This window comes from Sphingomonas radiodurans (assembly GCF_020866845.1).
GTDB classification, from domain to species: domain Bacteria; phylum Pseudomonadota; class Alphaproteobacteria; order Sphingomonadales; family Sphingomonadaceae; genus Sphingomonas; species Sphingomonas radiodurans.
This window is the reverse complement of sequence record NZ_CP086594.1, coordinates 503,713-527,340: the sequence shown is the minus strand read 5'-3', so window position 1 is coordinate 527,340 and position 23,628 is coordinate 503,713. Positions and strand designations below refer to the sequence as shown.

General features: G+C 67.1%; 25 protein-coding genes and 2 tRNA genes. 18 read left to right on the top strand and 9 right to left on the bottom strand.

Features of this window, described 5'->3' with window-relative positions; translation table 11 throughout:
- Window positions 1-33 precede the first annotated feature (33 nt).
- Complete coding sequence (locus LLW23_RS02500) at window positions 34-765, bottom strand: class I SAM-dependent methyltransferase (protein ID WP_228947214.1); 732 nt, start codon at window positions 763-765, stop codon at window positions 34-36.
- A 46-nt stretch (window positions 766-811) separates the two neighbouring features.
- Between LLW23_RS02500 and mutM the strand changes: the two genes are divergently transcribed.
- Both mutM and rpsT read left to right on the top strand, forming a co-directional pair.
- Window positions 812-1,627 (top strand): bifunctional DNA-formamidopyrimidine glycosylase/DNA-(apurinic or apyrimidinic site) lyase, encoded by an 816-nt coding sequence (mutM, locus tag LLW23_RS02495; RefSeq protein WP_228947213.1) that lies wholly within the window; start codon window positions 812-814, stop codon window positions 1,625-1,627.
- 95 nt (window positions 1,628-1,722) lie between these two features.
- The gene (gene rpsT / locus LLW23_RS02490; RefSeq protein WP_228947212.1) at window positions 1,723-1,986 is read left to right on the top strand and encodes a 30S ribosomal protein S20; all 264 of its coding nucleotides are present in this window, start codon (window positions 1,723-1,725) and stop codon (window positions 1,984-1,986) included.
- Between the two features lie 141 nt (window positions 1,987-2,127).
- Here the strand turns inward: rpsT and LLW23_RS02485 are convergent, their stop codons facing one another.
- The 5 genes from LLW23_RS02485 to LLW23_RS02465 form a co-directional block, all read right to left on the bottom strand.
- Window positions 2,128-2,268, bottom strand: a complete 141-nt coding sequence (locus LLW23_RS02485) for a hypothetical protein (protein ID WP_228947211.1) — start codon at window positions 2,266-2,268, stop codon at window positions 2,128-2,130.
- A 98-nt stretch (window positions 2,269-2,366) separates the two neighbouring features.
- Window positions 2,367-2,441 (bottom strand) — tRNA-Glu (locus LLW23_RS02480).
- A gap of 68 nt (window positions 2,442-2,509) precedes the next feature.
- Window positions 2,510-3,883 carry a class II 3-deoxy-7-phosphoheptulonate synthase gene (locus LLW23_RS02475; protein ID WP_228947210.1) on the bottom strand — a complete coding sequence of 458 codons (1,374 nt, stop codon included), beginning with the start codon at window positions 3,881-3,883 and terminating at the stop codon, window positions 2,510-2,512.
- Between the two features lie 65 nt (window positions 3,884-3,948).
- On the bottom strand, window positions 3,949-4,728 hold the full coding sequence (locus LLW23_RS02470; protein WP_228947209.1) for an SDR family oxidoreductase: 780 nt from the start codon (window positions 4,726-4,728) through the stop codon (window positions 3,949-3,951).
- A gap of 83 nt (window positions 4,729-4,811) precedes the next feature.
- The gene (locus tag LLW23_RS02465; protein WP_228947208.1) at window positions 4,812-6,245 is read right to left on the bottom strand and encodes an 8'-apo-carotenoid 13,14-cleaving dioxygenase; all 1,434 of its coding nucleotides are present in this window, start codon (window positions 6,243-6,245) and stop codon (window positions 4,812-4,814) included.
- Between the two features lie 95 nt (window positions 6,246-6,340).
- Between LLW23_RS02465 and LLW23_RS02460 the strand changes: the two genes are divergently transcribed.
- The 4 genes from LLW23_RS02460 to LLW23_RS17500 all read left to right on the top strand — a co-directional run bounded on the left by LLW23_RS02460 (window position 6,341) and on the right by LLW23_RS17500 (window position 9,532).
- A complete protein-coding gene (locus LLW23_RS02460; protein ID WP_228947207.1) occupies window positions 6,341-6,916 on the top strand; it encodes a TetR/AcrR family transcriptional regulator in 576 nt (191 codons plus the stop codon).
- Window positions 6,917-6,925: 9 nt separating this feature from the next.
- Window positions 6,926-7,393 carry a Fur family transcriptional regulator gene (locus LLW23_RS02455; protein WP_228947206.1) on the top strand — a complete coding sequence of 156 codons (468 nt, stop codon included), beginning with the start codon at window positions 6,926-6,928 and terminating at the stop codon, window positions 7,391-7,393.
- Between the two features lie 76 nt (window positions 7,394-7,469).
- On the top strand, window positions 7,470-9,401 hold the full coding sequence (gene dxs, locus LLW23_RS02450; protein WP_228947205.1) for a 1-deoxy-D-xylulose-5-phosphate synthase: 1,932 nt from the start codon (window positions 7,470-7,472) through the stop codon (window positions 9,399-9,401).
- Window positions 9,398-9,532: a hypothetical protein gene (locus tag LLW23_RS17500; protein ID WP_270049247.1), complete on the top strand. Its 135-nt coding sequence runs from the start codon at window positions 9,398-9,400 to the stop codon at window positions 9,530-9,532. The genes dxs and LLW23_RS17500 overlap by 4 nt, the downstream gene beginning before the upstream one ends.
- Before the next feature lie 26 nt (window positions 9,533-9,558).
- On the opposite strand, the gene LLW23_RS02445 is transcribed toward LLW23_RS17500, so the two are convergent.
- A complete protein-coding gene (locus tag LLW23_RS02445; protein WP_228947204.1) occupies window positions 9,559-10,221 on the bottom strand; it encodes an RBBP9/YdeN family alpha/beta hydrolase in 663 nt (220 codons plus the stop codon).
- 178 nt (window positions 10,222-10,399) lie between these two features.
- Between LLW23_RS02445 and LLW23_RS02440 the strand changes: the two genes are divergently transcribed.
- The 5 genes from LLW23_RS02440 (at window position 10,400) to proC (ending at window position 13,447) form a co-directional block, all read left to right on the top strand.
- The gene (locus LLW23_RS02440; protein ID WP_228947203.1) at window positions 10,400-11,134 is read left to right on the top strand and encodes a TlyA family RNA methyltransferase; all 735 of its coding nucleotides are present in this window, start codon (window positions 10,400-10,402) and stop codon (window positions 11,132-11,134) included.
- Window positions 11,135-11,254: 120 nt separating this feature from the next.
- Window positions 11,255-11,776: a TspO/MBR family protein gene (locus LLW23_RS02435; RefSeq protein WP_228947202.1), complete on the top strand. Its 522-nt coding sequence runs from the start codon at window positions 11,255-11,257 to the stop codon at window positions 11,774-11,776.
- Between the two features lie 24 nt (window positions 11,777-11,800).
- Complete coding sequence (locus LLW23_RS02430; RefSeq protein ID WP_228947201.1) at window positions 11,801-12,049, top strand: accessory factor UbiK family protein; 249 nt, start codon at window positions 11,801-11,803, stop codon at window positions 12,047-12,049.
- Window positions 12,050-12,113: 64 nt separating this feature from the next.
- The gene (locus LLW23_RS02425; protein ID WP_228947200.1) at window positions 12,114-12,626 is read left to right on the top strand and encodes a type III secretion system chaperone family protein; all 513 of its coding nucleotides are present in this window, start codon (window positions 12,114-12,116) and stop codon (window positions 12,624-12,626) included.
- Window positions 12,623-13,447 (top strand): pyrroline-5-carboxylate reductase, encoded by an 825-nt coding sequence (gene proC / locus LLW23_RS02420; protein ID WP_228947199.1) that lies wholly within the window; start codon window positions 12,623-12,625, stop codon window positions 13,445-13,447. The genes LLW23_RS02425 and proC overlap by 4 nt, the downstream gene beginning before the upstream one ends.
- Here proC and LLW23_RS02415 read toward each other — a convergent pair.
- Window positions 13,444-13,932: a MarR family transcriptional regulator gene (locus tag LLW23_RS02415; protein ID WP_228947198.1), complete on the bottom strand. Its 489-nt coding sequence runs from the start codon at window positions 13,930-13,932 to the stop codon at window positions 13,444-13,446. The genes proC and LLW23_RS02415 overlap by 4 nt on opposite strands.
- 79 nt (window positions 13,933-14,011) lie before the next feature.
- Between LLW23_RS02415 and LLW23_RS02410 the strand changes: the two genes are divergently transcribed.
- From LLW23_RS02410 to LLW23_RS02385, 6 genes are all read left to right on the top strand, one after another.
- Window positions 14,012-15,091, top strand: a complete 1,080-nt coding sequence (locus tag LLW23_RS02410) for a branched-chain amino acid aminotransferase (protein WP_228947197.1) — start codon at window positions 14,012-14,014, stop codon at window positions 15,089-15,091.
- Window positions 15,092-15,133: 42 nt separating this feature from the next.
- A tRNA-Gln gene (locus LLW23_RS02405) sits at window positions 15,134-15,208 on the top strand.
- Between the two features lie 511 nt (window positions 15,209-15,719).
- The gene (otsB, locus tag LLW23_RS02400) at window positions 15,720-16,466 is read left to right on the top strand and encodes a trehalose-phosphatase (protein WP_228947196.1); all 747 of its coding nucleotides are present in this window, start codon (window positions 15,720-15,722) and stop codon (window positions 16,464-16,466) included.
- Window positions 16,463-18,259 carry a glycoside hydrolase family 15 protein gene (locus tag LLW23_RS02395; protein ID WP_228947195.1) on the top strand — a complete coding sequence of 599 codons (1,797 nt, stop codon included), beginning with the start codon at window positions 16,463-16,465 and terminating at the stop codon, window positions 18,257-18,259. Before otsB ends, LLW23_RS02395 begins: the two co-directional genes overlap by 4 nt.
- Window positions 18,256-19,644, top strand: coding sequence for an alpha,alpha-trehalose-phosphate synthase (UDP-forming) (locus tag LLW23_RS02390; protein WP_228947194.1), 1,389 nt, complete (start codon window positions 18,256-18,258; stop codon window positions 19,642-19,644). Before LLW23_RS02395 ends, LLW23_RS02390 begins: the two co-directional genes overlap by 4 nt.
- On the top strand, window positions 19,641-21,713 hold the full coding sequence (locus LLW23_RS02385) for a TonB-dependent receptor (RefSeq protein ID WP_408642008.1): 2,073 nt from the start codon (window positions 19,641-19,643) through the stop codon (window positions 21,711-21,713). The genes LLW23_RS02390 and LLW23_RS02385 overlap by 4 nt, the downstream gene beginning before the upstream one ends.
- 3 nt (window positions 21,714-21,716) lie before the next feature.
- On the opposite strand, the gene LLW23_RS02380 is transcribed toward LLW23_RS02385, so the two are convergent.
- Window positions 21,717-22,274 (bottom strand): TetR/AcrR family transcriptional regulator, encoded by a 558-nt coding sequence (locus LLW23_RS02380; protein ID WP_228947193.1) that lies wholly within the window; start codon window positions 22,272-22,274, stop codon window positions 21,717-21,719.
- A gap of 163 nt (window positions 22,275-22,437) precedes the next feature.
- On the opposite strand from LLW23_RS02380, the gene LLW23_RS02375 reads away from it, so the two are divergent.
- Window positions 22,438-23,625, top strand: a complete 1,188-nt coding sequence (locus LLW23_RS02375) for an efflux RND transporter periplasmic adaptor subunit (RefSeq protein ID WP_228947192.1) — start codon at window positions 22,438-22,440, stop codon at window positions 23,623-23,625.
- The last annotated feature ends 3 nt before the right edge of the window (window positions 23,626-23,628 follow it).

Below are 23,628 nucleotides of genomic sequence, written 5' to 3'. Positions count from 1 at the left end.
CCTCCCGCAAGCGGGAGGGGAGGAACGTGTCGCTCATACCTTCCAGCCGCTGTGGATCGCGACCAGGCCGCCCAGCAGCGGCTCGACCTTCGTTTGCACGAAGCCGGCGTCTTGGATCATTGCTTCGAACGCGGGCATGTCGGGGAAGCGGCGGATCGATTCGATCAGGTAGCGGTAGCTGTCGGCATCCTGCGCCAGCAATTGGCCGAGCTTGGGCACCATCTTGTGCGAATAAGCGTCGTACGCTTCCTTGAACCCCGGCCAGGTGGTGGTCGAGAATTCGAGGCAGAAGAAGCGCCCGCCGCGCCGCAGCACGCGATGCGCCTCGCGCAGGGCGGCGGGAATGTCGGTGACGTTCCGGATGCCGAAAGCGATCGTGTACGCGTCGAAGAAGCGATCGGGGAAGGTCAGCACCTCGGCGTTCGCCTCGGTCCATACCAGCCCATCGATGCCGCGCTCCTGCGCGCGCTTCATGCCGACTTCGAGCATCGCCGGGTTGATGTCCGCCACCGTCACCGACGCGCCGCCGGCCTGCAGGCGGAAGGCGATGTCGCCGGTGCCGCCGGCCATGTCGAGAATCTGCTCGCCCGCGCGCGGCTTCACGCGGCGCACGAAGCGATCCTTCCACAGCCGGTGCATGCCGCCCGACATGGCATCGTTCATCAGATCGTAGCGGCTGGCGACATTGGTGAAGACGCCGCCGACGCGCGCGGTCTTCTCCGTGGCGGGGATGTCTTCATACCCGAAGGAGGCAGTTTCGCTCATCCTCGCGGCTCTAGCGGCGCGGGGGGCATGGGGCTAGGGGTCGCGGGTGCCAGAACTGCCTGAAGTCGAGACCACGGTGCGCGGATTGCGGCCCGTGCTGGACGGTGCGACCATCGCCGCGATCGAAACGCGCCGTGGCGACCTGCGCCGGCCATTCCCGCCCGAGCTGCGGCAAGTGATGACCGGCGCCACGATCACTGCGCTCGGCCGGCGCGCCAAATACGGCCTGATCGACACCGATCGCGGGCAGACGATGATCTTTCACCTCGGCATGTCGGGGCGCTGGCGCCTCGACCCAGGCGAACTGCTGCCGCACGACCATCTGGTGATCGACACGGCGGCGGGGCGACGCGTGGCGCTCAACGATCCGCGGCGCTTCGGCTCGGTCGACCTGTGGGCGACGGAGCAGCTCGACGCGTTTCCGGCGTTCGCGGCGCTCGGGCCCGAGCCGCTGGGGCCGATGCTGACCGGCGCTTACCTCCACGCGGCGCTTGCAGGGCGGCGGGCGTCGATCAAGCTGATGCTGCTCGATCAGCGAATCGTCGCCGGGCTGGGCAATATCTACGTGTGCGAGGCGCTGTTTCTGGCGCGAATCTCGCCGAAGCGTGCGGCGGGGCGTATCAGCCGGGTGCGATTCGATATGCTTGTCGAAGCGATTCGCGCGGTGCTGCTTTCGGCGATCGAGGCGGGCGGATCGTCACTACGCGATTACGCGCGGCCCGATGGCGAGCTGGGCTATTTTTCCAAGCAGTTCGCGGTCTATGGCCGCGAAGGCGAGCCCTGCGTCTGTGGCGGCACGGTGCAGCGGTACGCTGAGGGTGGGCGCTCCACCTTCTGGTGCCCGGCCTGTCAGCGCAGTTGACCATCTTGGCTGATCTCGTTAAGGGCCGCGGCTTCGAGGGCGATGGGTGTTCCCGCCGCCCTTTTTTCATCGACCGATATTTTCGAGGATTTTAAATGGCGAACACGCCGCAAGCGAAGAAGCGTATCCGCCGCAATGCGCGCCGGGCCGAGATCAATGGTGCGCGCGTTGGCCGCATCCGTACCTTCGTGAAGAAGGTCGAGGCAGCGCTCGCAGCGGGTGACAAGACGGCAGCGTCCGCAGCGCTTGCCGCGGTGCAGCCCGAGCTGGCACGCGGCGTCGCGCGCGGCGTGATGCATCGCAACACCGCCAGCCGCAAGTTCTCGCGCCTCACCAAGCGCCTGACCGCACTGGCCTGACCGCACCGCGCCGGTGATCGGCGCGGTTGCTGGATCGGACAAAGGCTGAGCGACCGTGATGGTCGCCCAGCCTTTTTGTCGTTTCAGCAGCGCGAGGTCGCAACTCGTGACCTGACGCGCGGTAAAAGCGTTCGTCGCCGTTTAAGCAAAATCGCCAAGCTTCTCGGCCTCGTCGTCGGGCAAGTCATGCTCGCTCGGCTGATCGTGCGGGTTCGGAATGCCCGGCTCGGTCGACATATCGCCGGGATCCGGCTCGTTGCCGGGAATGCGGGTGGGGTTCATCGCCGTCTCCTTCGTGACGGCGGTATAACGCACGGCGATGAGGAAACGGTGCGTCCGGATTTTAGCCGGCAGGCAAGCGCCGGAGAGTTCGGAAACGCTGGTGACCCCTACGAGAATCGAACTCGTGTTTTCGCCGTGAGAGGGCGACGTCCTAACCGCTAGACGAAGGGGCCGTGCGAGCGGGAAGCGCGCCTGTACGGGTGTCGCGCGGGGCCGTCAAGCCGCGCGACACCCCGATCGATCAGGCCGCGGCTTTGCGGCGCTCGGCCATTTCGGCGTTGAGCATTTCGGCCAGCAGGAACGCGAGTTCGAGGCTCTGACTGGCGTTGAGGCGCGGGTCGCAATGCGTGTGGTAGCGGTCCGCGAGGCTCAACTCGGTCACGTCGACCGCGCCGCCGGTGCATTCGGTGACGTTCTGGCCGGTCATCTCGGCGTGGATGCCGCCGGCGTGCGTGCCCTCCGCGCGGTGGACCGCGAAGAAGCCGCGCACTTCGGCCAGGATGCGGTCGAACGGGCGCGTCTTGTAGCCGTTGTTTGCCTTCACCACGTTGCCGTGCATCGGGTCGCAGCTCCACACCACCGGATGGCCCTCGCGCGTCACGGCGCGGAGCAGCTTGGGGAAGGCGGCCTCGATCTTGTCATAGCCGTAGCGCGTGATCAGCGTCATGCGGCCGGGAATGCGCCCCGGGTTGAGCGTGTCGAGCAGCCGCAGCAGCACGTCGGGCTCGAGGGTGGGGCCGCACTTCACGCCGATCGGGTTGCCGATACCGCGCAGGAATTCGACATGCGCCGAACCCTCGAAGCGCGTGCGATCGCCGATCCAGAGGAAGTGCGCCGACGTGTCGTACCAGTCGCCGGTCAGCGAATCCTGCCGCGTCATCGCCTCTTCATACGGCAGCAGCAGCGCTTCGTGGCTGGTGAAGAAGCTGGTCTGTGCGAGCTGCGGCGCGGTTTCGGGGTCGATCCCGCAGGCGGCCATGAAGTCGAGCGCCTCGCCGATGCGATCCGCGGTCTCGGCGTACTTCTTCGCCCACGGGCTGCGGCCCATGAAATCATGCGTCCAGCGGTGGACCTGCGCGAGGTTCGCATAACCGCCTTGCGCAAAGGCGCGCAGCAGGTTGAGCGTTGCGGCGGCCTGCGAATAGCCCTGCACCATTCGCTGCGGATCTGGGATGCGCGAGGCGGCGGTGAAGCCGATGTCGTTGACGTTGTCGCCGCGATAGCTCGGCAGCTCGACGCCATCGATCGTCTCGGTGTCGGTCGAGCGCGGCTTGGCGAACTGGCCCGCCATACGGCCGAGCTTCACCACCGGCAGCTTCGAGGCGTAGGTGAGGACGACCGCCATCTGCAGGATCACGCGGAACGTGTCGCGAATGTTGTTTGGGTGGAACTCGGCGAAGCTCTCGGCGCAATCGCCGCCCTGGAGCAGAAATGCCTCGCCTGCTGCGACGCGCGCCAGATCGGCCGTCAGGTGGCGCGCCTCGCCGGCGAACACCAGCGGGGGATAGTTGCGCAACGTGTCGGTGGCCGCGGTGAGCGCGGCGGCGTCGGGATAGTTGGGGAGCTGGCGTGCCTCGTGCGAGGTCCAGCTATTCGGGGCCCAGTTAGCGGCCATGAGATCGGTTCCTTTCGGGGCGCGCCCATGCGGGAATTCGGCGGCCCACGCAAACAAGCTGAGCTTTATAGCACGCCGGGATAGCCGCCGCCATCGATCAGCAGGCTCTGCCCGGTGATGTAGCCAGCGCTCGCCGAGCACAGAAATGCGCAGGCGGCGCCGAACTCGGCGGGGTCGCCGAAGCGCTTGGCGGGGATACGCTCGCGGCTGCGCGCCGCGGCGGTTTCCACGTCGATACCCTGCGCCTTGGCGGCGAAACCCATGACGCCATCGATGCGGCGCGTGGCAAACAGGCCCGGCAGAAGGAAATTGATCGTGACGTTGGCGCCAGCGACTTCGCGCGCGACGCCGGCGAGGAAACCGTGCAGGCCGATTCGCGCGCCACTCGACAGATCGAGCCCGGCTGCGACCGACTTTATCGAGGCTGAGGTGATGCTGACGATGCGGCCAAAGCGTCGCTCGACCATCCCGTCGATCACCTGCTGCACGAGGCGGATCGGGGTGACCATGTTGGCGTCGAGCCCGGCGTGGATCGCGTCCGAATCGAGATCGCGGAAGCCGCGCGGCGGGGGGCCGCCATTATTGTTGACAAGAATATCGGGCGTGCCGGCGGCGGCGATCAGTGCCGCCTGAACGCCTGCGTCGCCGATGTCGCCGGCGACGGTATCGATCGTCGCGCCGGTTTCCGCGCGGATCGAAGCTGCGGCGTCGTCGAGCGGCTGTGGCTCGCGGCCGTTCATCACGACGCGGCAGCCGGCGCGGGCGAGTTCGGTGGCGCAGGCGCGGCCGAGGCCGTGGCTCGAGGCGCAGACGATGGCGGTTTTGCCGCTGAGGCCCAGGTCCATGGCAATTCTCTCCCGTTCGTATCGGGAGGGGGATTAGGCGATCAGGTACATCGCCGTCATCCCCACCCTGAACGGGATGAGCCTTACCCCCGCGGCAGCCAATTGCCGTGGAAGCCCGGCGGAATGCGGTGCGGCACGCGGATGCTTGCGACGGGCGTGCCGGTGAAGTCGCGGGCGTCGATGATGACGAGGTCGGTCGTCTCATGTGGCAAATCGACGACCAGCCCGATCAACCAGCCTTCGTCTTCGCCCGCTGCTTCGTGCGCGGGCACGAACACGAATTCGCCGGGGTGCCGCCCCGGTCCGAACTCGTGCGTCTCTCGCGTGCCGGTAGCAAGATCGTGCTTGTAGAGCTGAGTCGCGCCAATCACCTGATCCATCTCTTCGGGCGGCAACGCCATCGTATAGGCGTAGCGATACGGTTGACCGATGCGCCGCTCGTCGGGCCGCGGAAATTCCTGCGGCGCGGGGTCGATGGTGCGGATCGACACGGCGCGGGTCGTCGGGTCGATCGTCCAGCGTTCCAGCCCGCGGGATCGCCCGTTCGGCCCTTCTCCTCCGCCGTCGAACATCGTCTCGAAGGCGCAGACATCGAGCACCACGCGTCCATCGTCATCGTCATAGGCGTTGGCGACATGGAAGACGTAGCTGGTCGGCACGTCGCACCAGATCACGTCGGCCGCCGTGCCGGCGCGGGGCAGCAGGCCGACGCGGGCGCGGTGATCGGGGTTCCAGCGATACGGGAAGCGGTGCCCGCCGATCAGCGCCTTCATCGAGAAGGTGACTGGCAGATCGAGGATGATCGCGAAGCGCGCGGTGATGGCGCAATCGTGGATCGACGGGCCGTGCTCGACGGGGATCGGTTCTTCGCGGACCACCTTGCCGTCGGGTGCGATCACGACGTGGCGGATCGTGGTGGGATCGGTCCCTTCATAAGCGATCGCATGGTGCTCGCCCGTCAGCGGATCGCGATGCGGATGCGCGGTGAACGAGCCTTGCAGCGTATCGTCGAAGGGATTGTAGGTCTGCTCACCGAGTTCCTCGTCGAATTCGACCGGGTAGCTGCCCGCCTCGACCAGCGCCCAGGTGCGGCCCCCGATCTCGACCACGTTGGTGTTCACGGTATCGAAGCCGCCGTGGCGCGGCCCGGGCGCGGCGGGCTGGCCGAGCGCTGCCCCGACTGCGCGCGAGCGGATCCAGCGGTTACGGTACCACAGCGCCTTGCCATCCTTCACCGCGACGCCGTGGACCATGCCGTCGCCGCTGAACCAGTGATAGCCGGCAGGGTCGGGCTGTATGGGATTGGGGCCGATGCGCAGATAGCGCCCGTCGAGGGCAGGGGGGATCGTTCCGGTCACCGCGAGATCGACGATCGTCAGCTCTTCCGTCATCGGCGTGTGGATGCCTTCAAGGAAGGGGTGCGGCGCGGTCGGCATGCGGCGTCGGTTGAAGTCGGCGACGGCCTCGACTCCCTTGCCGATGGCCGAACGGATGAAGGTTTCGACGCTGCTTGCCATGACGATTCTCCGCATGTGTATGGCGTAAACATACCTCGGATGTGAACGTTGTCAACTTCGCTTGTCGTGGCGATGCCGCGCGGCTAACCGGCGTGATGGCTTCGCGACCTTATCATCATGGTGACCTGCGTGCGGCGCTCGTGGAGGCCGGGCTGGCGGCAATCGAAGCGCGCGGCGCGGACGATCTGTCGTTGCGCGAGCTGGCGCGCGTGGTGGGGGTGAGCGCGACCGCGGTGTACCGTCACTTTCCCGACAAGAAGGCGCTGTTGGCCGCGCTCGCCAGCGTCGGGCTGGAGAAGCTGGGGGAGACCCAGCGCGCGGCGTCCGACGCGGCCGGTGGCGGGGCGGCGGGGTTCAAGGCGACCGGTATCGCCTATGTCCGCTTCGCGCTGAGCAATCCGGGCCTGTTCCGCCTCGTCTACGGCCATCCGCTACCGAAATTTGCGCCGGGGTGCGATCCGGCGGACGATGCGATGGCGATGCTGCAAGCCAATGCCGCGGCGCTCGCGCCCGACGGCGTTGATCCGCAGATCTTCGCGCTGCAATCCTGGTCACTCGTTCACGGGCTTGCGATGCTGCTCCTCGACCAGCAGATCACGCTCGACGATGCGGCTATTGACCGCGTGGTCGATCTGCACGTGATGCTTGCTGAGACTGGGTCGCGCACCTAAATCCCTTACATGGCCCACGCGCATCAACACCACGAGCCGCAAGGCGCCGATCTTGCGACCGCAGCGCAGGCGACGCTGGAACGCGCCGGCGAGCAATGGACGAGCATGCGGGCGACTGTGTTCGGTGCGCTGGCGGGGTTCGACAAGCCGGCGAGTGCCTATGACATCGCCGACGCCGTTTCCAAGTCCGAAGGGCGGCGGGTGGCGGCGAACAGTGTGTATCGCATTCTCGACCTCTTTGTTGGCGCGAATCTGGCGCGCAAGGTGGAGAGCGCGAACGCCTATGTCGCAAATGCGCACCCGGATTGCCTGCACGACTGCATCTTCCTCGTGTGCGATTCGTGCGGCCAGACGACTCACCTCGACGACGATCGCATCACTGTTGGCGTGCGCAGCGCGGCCGAGGCGGCAGGGTTCAGCCCGGTGCGGCCAGTGATCGAAGTGCGTGGGCGTTGCGCCGAGTGCAGCGTGGCGTGACATGCGGAAGGCGCTTTACGCGCCTTCAAATCGGTTGCATTCGACACGACCGATACGCTGAGGTAAGCGCCGTACGATGACCGATCTGCCCCAGACGCCGCTGCTCGATACGGTATCGACGCCGGCCGACCTCCGGAAGCTCGCCCCCGATCAGCTCCGCCAGCTCGCCGACGAACTGCGCACGGAAACGATCAGCGCCGTCGGCTCGACCGGCGGCCATCTCGGTTCGGGGCTGGGCGTGGTCGAGCTGACGACCGCGATCCACTATGTTTTCGATACGCCGCGCGACCGGCTGATCTGGGACGTGGGACACCAATGCTATCCGCACAAGATCCTGACCGGGCGGCGCGATCGTATCCGCACGCTGCGGCAGGGCGGGGGGCTCAGCGGGTTCACCAAGCGGAGCGAAAGCGAATACGACCCGTTCGGCGCGGCGCACAGCTCGACCTCGATCTCGGCCGCGCTCGGGTTTGCGATTGCCAACAAGCTGGGTGAGCAGCCGGGCAAGGCAATTGCGGTGATCGGCGATGGCGCGATGTCGGCCGGCATGGCCTATGAGGCGATGAACAACGCCGCCGCGGCGGGCAATCGGCTGGTCGTGATCCTCAACGACAACGACATGTCGATCGCGCCGCCGGTCGGTGGCCTCTCCGCATATCTTTCGCGGATCGTGACGAGTCGCGAGTTCCTGTCGCTGCGCGATTTGATGAAGCGAGTCGCACGCCGCTTGCCGCGGCCGATCCATGTCGCCGCGCGCAAGACCGACGAATTCGCCCGCGGCATGACGATGGGTGGCACGCTGTTCGAGGAACTCGGCTTCTATTATGTCGGCCCGATCGACGGTCATAATCTCGACCATCTCATTCCCGTGCTCGAGAACGTGCGCGATGCGGAGGAAGGCCCCATCCTCGTCCACGTCGTGACGAAGAAGGGCAAGGGCTATGCGCCCGCTGAAGCCGCGTCCGACAAGTACCATGGCGTGCAGAAGTTCGACGTCATCACCGGCGCGCAGGCCAAGGCCCCGCCGGGGCCGCCGGCGTATCAGAACGTGTTCGGCGATGCGCTCGCCGACGCGGCGGACAAGGATTCGCGAATCTGCGCGATCACTGCCGCGATGCCGGGCGGGACGGGGATCGACCGCTTTGCGCAGCGCCATCCCGATCGCGCATTCGACGTCGGCATCGCCGAGCAGCATGCCGTCACCTTCGCGGCCGGCCTTGCCGCGCAGGGGATGCGGCCGTTCTGCGCGATCTATTCGACCTTCCTGCAGCGCGCGTACGACCAAGTTGTTCACGATGTGGCGATCCAAAATCTGCCGGTGCGATTTGCGATCGACCGCGCCGGGCTGGTCGGCGCGGACGGCGCTACACATGCCGGGTCGTTCGACGTGACGTATCTCGCAACGCTGCCCAATTTCGTCGTGATGGCGCCGGCCGACGAGGCCGAGCTCGTTCACATGACGCATACCTGTGTCGAGCATGATTCGGGGCCGATCGCGCTTCGCTATCCCCGCGGCAATGGAACCGGCGTGGCGCTGCCAACGGTTCCGGAGCGGCTGGAGATCGGCAAGGGTCGCATCGTGCGCGAGGGCAAGACCGTGGCGATCCTTTCGCTTGGCACACGGTTGGCCGAGGCGCTCAAGGCGGCCGATCAGCTCGAGGCGAAGGGGCTGTCGACCACGGTTGCGGACCTGCGCTTCGCCAAGCCACTCGATGAAGCGCTGATCAAGCGCTTGTTGGCGAGCCATCAGGTCGCAGTGACGATCGAGGAAGGCTCGATCGGGGGGCTTGGCGCGCACGTTCTGACGCTGGCGTCTGACACGGGGCTGATCGACAATGGCCTGAAGCTGCGGACGCTGCGCTTGCCTGACATATTCCAGGATCAGGACAAGCCCGAGGTGCAATATGCCGCCGCCGGGCTCGACGCTGATGGGATCGTCGCCACGGTGCTCAAGGCGCTGCGCTGGAACGACGCGGAGGGAAGTGGGGCGCTCGGCGCTCGCGCGTGAGCGGCTGGACCAAGGTAATCCTCGCCACGGCAATTGTGCTGGTGGCATTGATCGGGTTCAATGTCGCGCTTTGGCGTCGATTGCGCGAAGTGCGGCGGCTGGTGGCACTGGAGGAGCGGGAGGGGGAGTAAGCCTCCCCCGATCCTACCCGACGTGGTTAGGCTCGTGCCCCGGAACGCGCCTCCGCTGGCCGCGTGAGGATCGCCCTCGCATCGCCCGGCGTGCGCACTTCGCCATAGGGGCCGCCGGTGGCTTCGATCACGCGTTCGAGCAGTTCCTGCCCCTCGGGCCACCAGCCAAGCCCGCTTGCTGCGTTCAGGTGGCCCTGCGCGCCGGCGTCGACGAAATGGCTGCCCCAGTCGACCGCCAGGCTGTGCGCGGGGTCGATCGCAATCCAGGGATCGTCGGTGCTTGCCACGACGATCGATGGGAAGGGCAGGGGCGTCTTGGGCGCAGGCGCAAAGGTCGCGAGTTCGGGGGGCGTGTCGTCTCGATCGACATCGGCCGGGGCGACGAGCAGCGCGCCGGCCACGGGCCAACCATATGGCTGTGGGCTCAGCGAGGCCCACCAGGCGATGGCCAGGCACCCGAGGCTGTGGCCGACGAGGATCACCGGCGCCTGCGCTTGCGACACTGCCTGATCGAGCTTGGTCACCCAGACGTTACGATGCGGTGTATCCCACATGCCGAGCTCGACCCGGCGCGTATCGAGCCGGCTCTGCTCCCACAGCGTCTGCCAGTGCGATGGGCCGGAATTGCCCAGCCCCGGAACCGTCAGCACGCTCGGACGAAGCGCGAGATTGGACGCGAAATGGCCCATGATGGCTCTCCTGCTGTTCGGCGAGGCCGCGTTTCCGGTGCTCTAGGGGGGCGCCCGGAACCGCGACCTCTGACCTCGATGTATAGCCTACTAAATCGATGGGCAATGACTCGGTTCCTCGCGAGAGCCGGAATGCCCAGCGCTTGCGACGAAGCGATTGCGACCCGATAGAGCCGCTATGGCAAAGGCGCGTGCAGACCAGATTCTCGTCGATCGCGGCCTCGCCGAATCGCGCACGCGCGCGCAGGCGCTGATCATGGCGGGGCTGGTGTTCGTCGGCACCCGCAAGGTGGACAAGCCCGGGCAGACGATCCCCGACGATGCCGCGATCGATGTGCGCGGGCGCGATCATCCCTGGGTTTCGCGTGGCGGGATCAAGCTGGCGCATGGCCTGGACCACTTTGGCTGGGACGTGGCCGGCGCGGTGGCGATCGACGTCGGATCGTCGACTGGCGGTTTCACCGATGTGCTGCTCACGCGCGGCGCGGCGCGCGTCTATGCGGTCGACAGCGGCACCAACCAGCTTGCCTGGAAGCTGCGCCAGGACGAACGCGTGCTGGTTCACGAACAGACCAGCGCACGCATCCTGACGCCCGCGCATATTCCCGAGCCGGTCGACTTGATCGTGTGCGATGCAAGCTTCATCGGGATCGCCAAGGTGCTCGACGTGCCGCTCGGCTTCGCTCGGTCCGCTGCACGCGCGATGACGTTGGTGAAGCCGCAGTTCGAGGCGGGGCGCGAGGACGTCGGCAAGGGCGGGGTGGTGCGCGATCCCGCGGTGCGGCAGCGCGCGTGCGACGACGTCGCCGCCTGGTTCGAAACGAAGGGCTGGCAGGTGCAGGGGATCAGTGAGAGCCCGATTACCGGGCCGGAAGGCAATGTCGAATATCTGCTCGCCGCTGTCCGAGGATGAGGCAGGTGCGCGCCGCAGCGCGTTGTTCCTACGGTTTACGCGTTCCGCCAGTCGTGGTTAGGGCAGCGAACCAATAGCGGAGGTAATGTGGGCGGGATCGCGTCTAAGGGACAGTTGCGCATGTCGCTCGCACGCTGGGCGCTCGTGTGCGTGCCGCTGGTGGTGCTGTTGGGCTTCCTGTCGAGTCGGAGCGTGCCGACCGGCAACGATAACCGCTGGTACTCAGCGTTGGTAAAACCAGCACTCACGCCGCCGGACTGGCTTTTCCCGGTCGCCTGGTCGACCTTTTACATCATGATCGGGTTCGCGCTGGCAATGATCCTCAATGCGCGCGGCGCACGTGGGCGGGGGCTGGCGGTGGCGCTGTTCGCGGGGCAACTGGGGCTGAACCTTGCCTGGTCGCCCCTGTTCTTCGGCGCGCATCTGGTCGGCTGGGCGTTGCTGACCATCGTGGGCATGCTGCTGCTGTCGATCGCCACAACGTTCCAATTCGCGCGCATCCGGCGCACCGCGGCGTGGCTGATGGTGCCGTATCTGGTGTGGCTCAGCTTCGCGACGGGGCTCAACTGGCGGATCGGTCAGCTAAACCCCGATGCAGAAACTCTTGTGCCCGGCGCGCGAACCTCCCAAGTCATCGGCTGAGTTCCTTTCCGAAAGGCCGAAAGCATGCAATCCGAAAACCGGATGTTCGACGATCTGGTGAAGCTGGTGAACGGCGCCGCCGGCACCGTGGCAGGCGTTGGCCGCGAGGCGCAGGCCGGCGCGCGCGATCGTGCGCGCGAATGGATCGGCGGGCTCGATTTCGTCAGCCGTGAGGAATTTGAGGTGGTGAAGGCCATGGCCGTTGCCGCGCGCGACGAAGCCGATGCATTGCGCGCCCGGCTCGATGTACTCGAGGCGAAGCAGCAGGGCTGAAAATCGTGATGCAAGCGTTTGCGGCGGGGCTTTGCGCGCCGGCCCTGAGTTGTGCGATACCGACATGATGCTCGACGAAGCCGACCAGGACGACGAACCCGAAGCGCCGCTCGATATGCTCGAGAGCTATTTCTCCGCGCACGGCTGGACTTACGAGCGGCACGAGGAAGAGATCACCGCGACCGTCAAGGGCAGCTGGACGGAGTATGAGCTGCGTGCCCTGTGGCGCGACGAGGATGGCGTGCTGCAGTTCCTCGCCTTCCCAGACGTGAAGGTGGCGGAGCATTCGCGCCCTGCGATCTACGAGGCGATCGGTCTCGCGAACGAGCAATTGTGGCTCGGCCATTTCGAATTGTGGTCGTCGAGCGGCATCCTGCTGTACCGTCATGCCGCGCTAATCGACCAGGACGAGGACGAAGAGGCGACCCTGTCGCTCGATGCCGCGCAACTGCTGATCGAGACGGCGATCGACGAGTGCGAGCGCTTCTACCCGGTGTTCCAGTTCGTACTGTGGGGCGGCAAGACGCCGCGCGAGGCAATTGCCGCCGCTCTGATCGAAACCCAAGGCGAGGCATGATGCTGCCGACGGCGCAGTGGCCGGAGTCGTTATGGCTCGTCGGTTGCGGCAACATGGGTGGTGCGATGCTGCGCGGCTGGATTGCCGCCGGGATGGCGGCCGAGGCAGTGACGGTGATCGATCCCGGTGCGCCGGTGGTGCCGAGCGGCGTGCGCGTGCTGGATACGCCGCCGGGCGAGGCAGCGCCCGAGGTGCTGGTGCTCGCGGTGAAGCCGCAGTTGCTCGATGCGGTGGCGCCGTCCCTCGCAGCGGTGCGACCGGCGCTGCTGCTATCGATCCTCGCCGGGGTGGAGGAAGAGACGCTGGCGACGCGCATCCCGGCGGAATCGGTGGTACGTGCGATGCCCAATCTGCCGGTCGCGATCGGCAAGGGCGTGACCGCGCTGCATGCCGCCACCGCGACGCCGGCAGCGCGCACGACCGCCGAGGCGCTGGTGACGCCGCTGGGTGCGGTCGAATGGATTTCGGGCGAGGCGCTGTTCGACGCCGTCACGGCCTTGTCGGGGTGCGGGCCGGGCTTCGTATTCCGCTTCATCGATGCGTTGGCGCAGGCGGGCGCGGCGCTCGGCTTGCCGGCGGATCAGGCGGCGCGGCTTGCACTCGCGACGGTCGAAGGCTCCGCGGCGATGGCGGCTGGGGCAGGGGAAGAGCCTGCCGTGCTGGCCGACCGTGTCGCGAGCCCCGGCGGCTCGACGCGTGAGGGGCTCAACGTACTCGACCGCGATGGCGCGCTGAACGCGTTGCTGGCGGCGACGCTGGCGGCGAGCCGCGATCGCAATGCCGAACTGGCAGCGATCGCGCGCACGGCCGCGAGTAGCTAACCCCGCAGCGCTTCGACGCGCTCGATTTCTTCGTCGGGGATCAGCCCCTCGAGCACTGCCCAGAAGCCGCTCACCGCGCCCTGGCCGGCCTTGGAATAGGCCGCAGCCAGACGCTCGCGCAGGGCATCGTACAGTTCGGCCTCGAACGCGCTTCCCGCTTCGGTGAGACGCAGCAGCCGCTGCCGCCGATCGCGCTCGCCCGGCCGCGCTTCGACCAGCCCGCGCTCGGTCAGCTCGCCGAGTACGCGGCCGAGCGACTGTTTGGTGATCCCGAGCAGCGCCAGCAGATCAGACACCGCCATGTCCGGCTTGCGCGCGATGAAGTACAGCGCGCGGTGGTGCGCGCGCCCCAATCCGCGCCGCGCCAGCCCGTGATCGATCGAGCGCGTGACGTGCGCATTGCCGAAATACAGCAGCTCCAGCCCACGCCGAATCTCGGGTTCACGCAGGAAAAGCGGGGAGGCGGAGGACGTCGGGGCAGCCATGTTGACCGGCCTTGCCATCCGCCCTACCCGACCGCAACCGCTTAGAAGCGACGTTCGCGCCTCTTGGGAGCCTCCTGCCGTGCCTTTCGCCTTCGTGCCCAACGCCGCGCCGATCCCCGCCAGCGAGCGCGCGGCGCGGATCGCCGATCCGGGCTTCGGCCGTGTTTTCACCGATCATATGGCGACGATCCGGTGGAGCGACGACAAGGGCTGGCATGAACCGACGATCACGGCGCGCACGACGCTGACGGTCGATCCGGCGACGGCGGTGCTGCATTATGCGCAGGAGATTTTCGAGGGGCTGAAGGCCTATCGCCACGACGATGGCGGGATCGCGCTGTTCCGCCCCGACGCTAATGCACAGCGCTTTCGCGATTCGGCGCGGCGGATGGCGATGCCCGAGCTGCCCGATGATCTCTTCATCGGCTCGATCGAGGCGCTGGTGAAGGCAGATGCCGACTGGATCCCATCGATCGACGGCGGATCGCTTTATCTGCGTCCGTTCATGATCGCTAGCGAAGTGTTCCTGGGCGTGAAGCCTGCGGCGGAATATCTCTACATGGTGCTCGCCTCGTCGGCGGGTTCGTACTGGAAGGGCGGCGTGCGGCCGATTTCCTTATGGGTGAGCCACGATTACACGCGCGCGGCGCCCGGCGGCACGGGCGCTGCGAAATGCGGCGGCAATTACGCGACCAGTCTCGTGGCGCAGTCCGAAGCGATGCGTCGCGGCTGCGACCAGGTGGTGTTCCTCGATGCGACTGAGCGCCGCTGGATCGAGGAACTCGGCGGCATGAACATCTTCTTTGTGTTCGATGACGGATCGATCCAGACGCCGCCGCTGACGGGCACGATCCTGCCCGGCATCACCCGCGCTTCGATCCTGCAGCTCGCGCGCGATGCTGGGCTCAGCGTGCGCGAGGAACTCTATTCGATCGACCAATGGCGCGAGGATGCCGCGAGCGGCCGGCTGACCGAGAGCTTCGCATGCGGCACGGCGGCGGTGGTGACGCCGATCGCCTCGGTCGCGGGGCCGGACTATGGCTTCACGATCGGCAGCGGCGGCACGGGGCAGACGACGCAGCGCTTCCTCGATCAGCTCGGCGCGATCCAGCGCGGCCGCGCGCCCGATCCGTATGGCTGGCTTCATCCGATCGTGTGAGATTGCACTTCGCGCGGCCAGGCTTTAGGGGCGCGCGTTCGTTGGGGCGTCGCCAAGCGGTAAGGCAGCGGCTTTTGATGCCGCCATTCGCAGGTTCGAATCCTGCCGCCCCAGCCATCTTCTCTCAGCGAGCGTTCGCACAGCGGCTTTCTCCGAGAGCCGCAAACCCAGGCGCCCTTGGTGAAGCCACGGGTGCAAACCTTCATCAGAATTGAATCAGGCGTCTTCAAGAACTCGGAGACGGACGCGGGCTGGTCCCGAGGCAGGGGACCGAGGGGGCAGCAAGCAATCGGGCAGCGGCTTTGGTCCGCGAACGAAAGGCTCCTCGGGCGGCCAATCATCTCCGCGGCGCTCTGATTTGGGCAGGGAAAGCAGTTCGCGAATAGCGAGCGCCAGAGGAATACCGTAAGTGAGTACGCCGCTTAGCAAAACATACGTCGTTGAAGTCATTGCGTCCGCTCCTTGGCTCGCTCGCTTCCAGCGAAGTGGCCTCCGCCTCGCGGGATAAAGCAATACCCTTTTCTAACCGAAGCTGCAATTTTTGACGGTTCGCAGGGAGTAGACAGCGGGTCCGGACAAGCCTCAGCGCGCCATTCCGCTTTCGCGTTTAACGCCCTAGAGCGCCGCCATGGCTTCATCCCCACCATCGCGCGCGACCCCGCCGTCGCTTCAGGCCGATCGCCACTGCCTGCTGCTCGATTTCGACGGGACGCTGGTCGAGATCGTCGATCGGCCGGATGCGGTGGTGGTGGACGAGGCGCTCGCGCGGCTGCTCGAGCGGCTGGTTGGAACATTTGCGGGGCGGGTGGCCTTGGTCAGCGGCCGGTCGGTGGCGCAGATCGAGGGGTTCCTCGGGGCCACGGCGGCGGGAATTGCGGTGGTCGGCAGCCATGGTGCGGAGTTGCGGCTCGGCGGCCATCGTGTCGATGCAGAGCGACCTACCGCGCTGGTCGAGGCGGAGCGGGCGCTCGACGCGGCGTTTGCGGGCGTCGAAGGCGTGGTGATCGAGGTCAAGTCGCTCGGCGTTGCGGTTCATTATCGCCTGGCGCCGCGGCATGAGGCAGAGGCGCGGCGATTGGCCGAGCAGTTCGTCGGCGTTGGCAATTTGGTGATCCAGGAGGGCAAGATGATGGTCGAGCTTCGCGTTGGCGGGCGTGACAAGGGGAGCGGGATCGCTGCGCTGCTAGAAAAAGCACCGTTTGCCGGGCATTTGCCCGTCTTCCTGGGCGACGACGTGACCGACGAGGCCGGGTTCGTGGCGGTTGCCGAGCGGGGTGGTTTTGGGGTGCTGGTCGGGGCTGAGCGCACCTCGGCGGCACGGTTTCGGCTGCCAGATGTGGCTGCGGTGCGCGGCTGGTTGGGGGCAGCGGCATGACCGCGACACTGGACCTCTGGCCGATCGGCAATTGCCAGGTTTCGGCGCTCGTCGATCGGGCGGGACGCTTCGTGTGGGGCTGCACCCCGCGCGTCGATGGCGACCCGGCGTTCTGTTCGCTGCTCGACGACAAGCCGGCGGCGGGCACGGATGCGTTCGGCTTCTGGGAGATCGATATCGATTCACCCGCAGCAACGACGCAATATTATCTGCGCAATACGCCGATCCTCGTCACGCGGCACGAGGACGTTCACGGCAACGCGATCGAGGTGATCGACTTCTGCCCGCGCTTCAAGCGCAACGCGCGGATGTATCGCCCGGTCGCGTTCGTGCGGATCGTGCGGCCGGTAGCGGGCAGCCCGCGGATCCGCGTGCGCCTGCGGCCCGCGGTGCGGTGGGGCGAGCGCGGCGCCAGGACGACGCGCGGGTCGAACCACATCCGCTACCTGCTCGACGATAGCGTGCTGCGGCTCTCGACGACCGCACCGGTCGGCTGGATCGAGGACGAGCGGCTGTTCCGCGTCGAGCGCCCGCTGCACTTCTTCCTCGGGCCGGACGAAAGCTTTTCCGATGATCTGGCGGTCTCGCTCGAGACGATGCTCGATCGGACTGTCGATGAGTGGCGGCATTGGGTGCGTGGGCTCGCCACGCCGTACGAGTGGCAGGAAGCGGTGATCCGATCGGCGATCACGCTGAAGCTGTGCCAGCACGAGGAGACCGGCGCGATCGTCGCCGCGCTCACCACATCGATCCCCGAACATGCCGGGTCGCAGCGCAACTGGGACTATCGTTACTGCTGGGTGCGCGACGCTTATTATACCGTGCAGGCGCTTAACCGGTTGGGCGCGCTCGACGTGCTGGAGGGATATCTCGAATATCTTCGCAACATCGTCGACAATGCCACCGGCGGCCATATCCAGCCGCTGTACGGCGTCGGCGGCGAGGCGACGCTGATCGAGCGCGAGGCGCCGGCGCTGAGCGGCTATCGCGGGATGGGGCCGGTGCGGGTCGGCAACCAGGCGTATGAGCAGATCCAGCACGACGCCTACGGCCAGATCGTGTTGTCGAATGCGCAGGCGTTCTTCGATCACCGGCTGTTGCGGGTTGCCGGGGTTGACGACTTCAAGGCGCTCGAGCCGGTCGGCGAGCGCGCCTGGGAAAAGTACGACCAGCCCGACGCGGGATTGTGGGAGCTGCGCACCAAGAGCCATGTCCACACCTATTCGGCGGCGATGTGCTGGGCGGCGTGCGATCGGCTGGCGAATGCGGCTGAGGCACTCGGGCTGTCGGATCGGCGCGACTTCTGGCGCGCGCGGGCGGATACGATGCGCGAGCGGATCGAAACCGCGTCGTGGCGGCCCGACAGCCAGCGCGTGTCGGCGACGTTCGGTGGCGACGATCTCGACGCGAGCCTGCTGCAGTTGCTCGACCTGCGCTTTCTGGCGCCCGATGATCCGCGCTTCCGCCGCACGCTCGACGCGGTCGAGGGCGGGCTGCGACGTGGGTCGCATATGCTGCGCTATGCGACGGAAGACGATTTCGGACTGCCGCACACGGCGTTCAACGTCTGCACTTTCTGGCTGATCGAGGCGCTGCATTTCACCGGGCGCGACGGCGATGCGCGGGTGCTGTTCGAGGAAATGCTGTCGCGCTGCACGCCGGCCGGGCTGCTGTCCGAGGATATCGATCCGGTAAGCGGCGAATTGTGGGGCAACTATCCGCAGACCTATTCGCTGGTGGGGATGATCAACTGCGCCGTCCTGCTGAGTAAACCGTGGAGTGCGATCCGTTGAGCCGGCTGATCGTCATCTCGAACCGCGTTTCCGCGCCGACGGCCGACCAGCCGACTGCGCAGGGCGGGCTCGCGGTGGCGCTCACCGCCGCACTGCGCGAGGCGGAGGGGATCTGGTTCGGCTGGTCGGGTGCGACTGGCGAGACGGGCGAGCTGAAGTTCGAGACCTTCGCCGGCGTTACCTCGGCTACGATCGACCTACCCGAACAGGACGTCGAGGAGTATTACGACGGCTATGCCAATCGCACCTTGTGGCCGCTGTTCCACTATCGGCTGGGATTGACCGAATTCGAGCGCGATTTTCAGGGCGGGTATGAGCGCGTCAATCGGCTATTCGCCGAGGTGATCAGCCCGCACGTCGAGCCCGACGATCTCGTCTGGGTGCATGATTATCACATGATCCCGCTCGGCTGGCTGCTGCGCCAGCAGGGGCTTCGCAACCGGCTCGGCTTCTTCCTCCACATTCCCTGGCCGCCGACCCGGCTGCTTACCGCGCTGCCCGAACATCGCCGGCTGGTGGAGGCATTGTTCGCCTATGACGTAGTCGGGTTCCAGACGACCGAGTGGCTCGAGACTTTTCACGATTATGTCGTGCGGGAGATGGGCGGCTCGATCGGACCCGACGATCTCATTACTGTAGGTGGGCGTACGATCCACGCCATCGCGTGCCCGATCGGGATCGACGCAAAGGAATTCATCGCGAGTGCGACGAGTGACGACGCGACCCGCACGCACGACCGCATGATGGACAGCGTCGGCGGCCGGCGGCTGATCGTCGGTGTCGATCGGCTCGATTACTCGAAGGGGATCGAGGAGCGCTTTAACGGTTACCAGCGCTTTCTCGAGACCCGGCCCGACGCGCACGCCAACGTGTCGATGCTGCAGGTTGCGCCGCCCTCGCGCGCAACGGTGCAGAGCTACATGGACATTCGCGCCTCGCTCGATGCGCTCTCGGGCCGCATCAACGGCGCGCATGCCGAGATCGATTGGGTGCCGCTGCGGTATGTTAACCGCGGCCTGCCGCGCAGTGTGCTCGCCGGGGTGTACCGCGCGGCGAAGATCGGCCTTGTCACGCCGTTGCGTGACGGCATGAACCTCGTCGCCAAGGAGTTTGTCGCTGCGCAGGATCCCGAGGATCCCGGCGTGTTGATCCTGTCGCGCTTTGCCGGCGCTGCGGCGCAGCTCGATCAGGCGCTGCTCATCAATCCGTACAGTCCCGACGAGATGGCCGATGCGATCGAGCGCGCGCTGACCATGCCGCTCGACGAGCGGATCGCGCGCTGGCGCCCGATGTTCGAGAACGTCCGGGATGAAGATGTGATCTGGTGGCGCCAACGGTTCACCGATCGGCTTGCCGCCGTTGCGCCGCAGGAGGCGCTCGCGTGACGGCGGCGGCACGCCGCGCGGCAATCGGCTTCCTTCTGCTACCCGTAGGCTATCATTCCGCGCCGGTCGTTGCGCAATCCGCGCCTGACATCGTCGTTACCGGCCGCGGTCTCGACGAGCGGCCGGGCGATCGCACTGCCGACGTGGTGACGATCGATGCCGAAAGGATCGGTGCCAATGCCAGCGACCGGCTGGAGAGCGTGCTGGCCGATGTCGCCGGGTTGCAGCAATTCCGCCGATCCGATTCGCGTTCGGCCAATCCGACCAGCCAAGGGCTGTCGCTGCGCGGAATCGGCGGCAATGCTTCTAGCCGCGCGTTGCTCGTGCTCGATGGCGTGCCGCAGGCCGATCCGTTCGGCGGCTGGGTGCCATTCCCGGCCTATGCCACCGATCGTATCGGCAGCATCCGCGTGACGCGCGGCGGGGGCAGCGGCTATTTCGGGCCGGGTGCGCTGGCCGGGACGATCGAACTCGACAGCGTCGATCCGCGTGAACGCGGAGCGGTGCTGGGTAGCGTCGCCTATGGCAGTCGCGACTCGGTCGATGCGCAGCTTTCGGGCACGATGATGTCCGGGCCGGGCTTCGCGACGGTGTCTGCGGCTTATGCGCGCGGTGATGGCTTCATCCCGACTGTGGTCGAGAACCGCGGCGCCGCCGATCGGCCGGCGCGGTACGAGCAGGCGTCGGGCGCGGTGCGCGGCGTGATCCGCGTTGCGCCCGATACCGAGCTGCAGGCGAACGTCAGCGCGTTCACCGACACGCGCGAGCGCGGCACCGCTTTCACGCAGAACCGCAGCGAGGGGGCGGATGCTAGTCTGCGCCTCGTCGGCCGTGGCGCGTGGGGTTTCTCGGCGCTCGCCTATCTGCAGACGCGGGCGTTCGCGTCGCAATTTGCCAGCGTTGCCGCGGGGCGGGTGTCGGCCAGCCAGACGCTCGATCAGTACAATACGCCGGCGACCGGGCTCGGTGCGCGGTTCGAGCTGGTGCCGCCCGTCGGCGCCGGGCGCGATCTGCGGATCGGCGCGGACGTGCGCGACGTGGAAGGGCGTACGCAGGAGAATTTTACCTACGTGGCGGGTGCCCCGACGCGGCGCCGGATCGCGGGTGGCAGCAGCCGCACGGCCGGGCTGTTCGCCGATGGCAGCATGGAGACCGGCGCGCTGACGCTGACGCTCGGCGGGCGAGTCGATCGCTGGCGGATCAGCAATGGGCGGCTCGACGAATACACACTGGCGACCGGCGCGCCGCTGACCGCTGCTTCGTTTGCGGATCGCAGCGGCACCGAATGGACCGGGCGTGCGGGCATCGCTTTCGCGCCGATCGAGCCGGTGACGCTGCGCCTGAGCGGGTATCGTGGCTGGCGCTTGCCAACGCTGAACGAGTTGTACCGACCGTTCCGAGTCGGCGCCGATGCGGTGGCGGCAAATGCGGCGCTGGACCCTGAGCGGCTGACGGGTGTGGACGGCGGCGTGACGATCGTGCCTGCGGCCAACGTGTCGCTCGCGGCGACGGTGTTCTGGAACCGGCTGCGTGGCGCGATCGCGAACGTCACGGCGGGGCGGGGGCCGGGCACGTTCCCCGGCGTCGGCTTCGTCGGGGCGGGCGGCGTTTATCGCGTGCGGCAGAATCTCGATGCGATCCGCTCGACCGGGTTCGAGTTCGACGCGCGGTGGCAGGGCGGGCCGGTGTTCGCGATCGCGTCGTGGAGCCATGTCGATCCACGCGTCGAAGCGTCGGGCGCCGCGGCGCCGCTCGATGGCTTGCGCCCGGCGCAGACGCCGCTCGATCAGCTCTCCGCGACGCTCGGGTGGCACCGCGACTCGCTCACGGCGTCGGCCACGCTGCGGCATGTTGCCCGCCAATTCGAGGACGATCAGAACAGCCGCAGGCTTGCGCCCGCCACCACGCTGGACGGTTATCTCGCAGTGCCGATCACGCCGGCGCTAGCGATCGAGCTACGCGGGGAAAATGTCTTCGACGAGCGAGTCGAGGCGGGGATCAGCGGCGCCGACGTCGTCGAGCGCGCGACTCCGCGGACGGTGTGGATCGGGCTTCGGCTCAGGGGGTAAGCCTCATCCCTCCGCCTGCAGCTTGTCGATCGAGGCGTTGATGCATTCCATCAGCGCGTCGATCACTTCGGGGCCGGGCTGATCCTCCTCCGTGAGGCGCCGTTGGAAGACGCCGCCGGCAATTGTCTCGATCACCCCGGCGACTCGCGCGAAATGCTCGGGTGAGACGGTGCTTGGCACCAGCAGCCGCAAGGCTGCCTGAAGCTCGCGCCGCATCCGATCGTGGACGCCGCGTACGATTTCGACGATACGGGGATTGCGCGAAGCCTCGGCCATGATCTCGGCAACCAGCCGCCCGCCTTCGGGCTTGTCGCAAGCGACGAAGCGCGCGATCCATGCACGCACCGCATCCGGATCACCCGCGGCGCCGGCTGCCGAGAGGCCGCGCTCGGACAGAAAGTCCTCGAGATCGCGCTCGACGATCACCGCGACGATCGCCTCCTTGTTCGCGAAGTCACGGTAGATCTGGCCGACCAGCACCCCTGAGCTTCGTGCGATCTGCGAAATACCGGTCGAGTGAAAGCCATTGTCGGCAAAGGCGGTACGCGCAGCCTGGATCACCTTCTCGCGTCGCGCATCGGCGCGGCTCGGCCGACATTCCGGTGCGGCAGTGGAGCATTCGTCGATGGTGGTCTCTCCGGTTGCGATGCTTGACGCATCGATTTGTTCGCAGTAGCAGCAAAACGTGAGTGAACGATCACTCACGCTAATCACAGAGAATCGCATGTCATACAAGAGGGTCGCGCTCACCGCGCTGATGCTGGCGTCGTTGGGAGCTTGCGGGCAGGGCCAGCAGGCCGCGCAACAGCCCGCCGGGCCGCCACAGGTGAGCGTGATAACCGTGTCGTCGCAGGCGGTGACGCTAACGACGACGCTGCCTGGCCGCACGACTGCGTACGAGACGTCGGAAGTCCGCCCGCAGGTGAATGGTCTCATCACCGAGCGGCTGTTCCGCGAGGGCGAGCCGGTGCGGCGTGGCCAGGCGCTCTTCCGGATCGATCAGCAGCCGTACGTCACTGCGGTGGCGAGCGCGCGGGCGGCACTGGCGCGGGCACGCGCCTCAATCGCGTCGAGCGCGGCGCTCCAGCGGCGCTACGGCGAGCTGGTGAAGATCAACGCGATCGCCCGCCAGGAATATGACAATGCGATTACCAGCGCGCAGCAGGCGCAGGCCGACGTCGCCGCGCAGCAGGCCGCGCTGCGATCGGCGCAGATCGATCTTGCGCGCACCACGATCACCGCGCCGATCTCGGGCAGGATCGGGCGCGCGGTCGCGACAACCGGCGCGCTGGTGACGGCCGGGCAGACGACGCCGCTGACGACGATCCAGCGGCTCGACCCGATCTATGTCGACGTGCCGCAATCGAGCGCCGACTTGCTCCGCCTGCGCCAGCAGATCTCGTCCGGCGAGCTGTCGCGCGGCGGCGGTGCGGCGCGCGTGCGGCTGCGGCTGGAAGACGGCTCGCTCTATCCGGTCGAGGGCCGGCTGCAATTCACCGACGTCAGCGTCGATCCGGCAACCGGCACGCAATCGATTCGCGCGATCTTCGACAATCCGCGCGGGCTGCTGCTGCCGGGCATGTATGTGCGTGCCGAGCTGGTCGAGGGAACGCAGTCCGATGGCTTGATGGTGCCGCAGCGCGCCGTCTCGCGCGACGAGCAGGGGCGGCCTACGGTGCTGGTCGTCGGCAAGGGCGACAAGATCGAGCCACGCATTCTCACCGCGCCACGCACGATCGGCGACAATTGGCTGGTCACTGCCGGGCTACGCTCGGGCGACCGGGTGATCGTCGAAGGCGCGATGATGCTGCGTCCCGGCATGCCGGTGAAGGCAGTGCCGTACAATCCCAACGCTAAGCCCGCGGCTGGCGGCCCCCCCGGCGGGCCGGCGCAGGGCGGGCAGGCGAAGTAACCG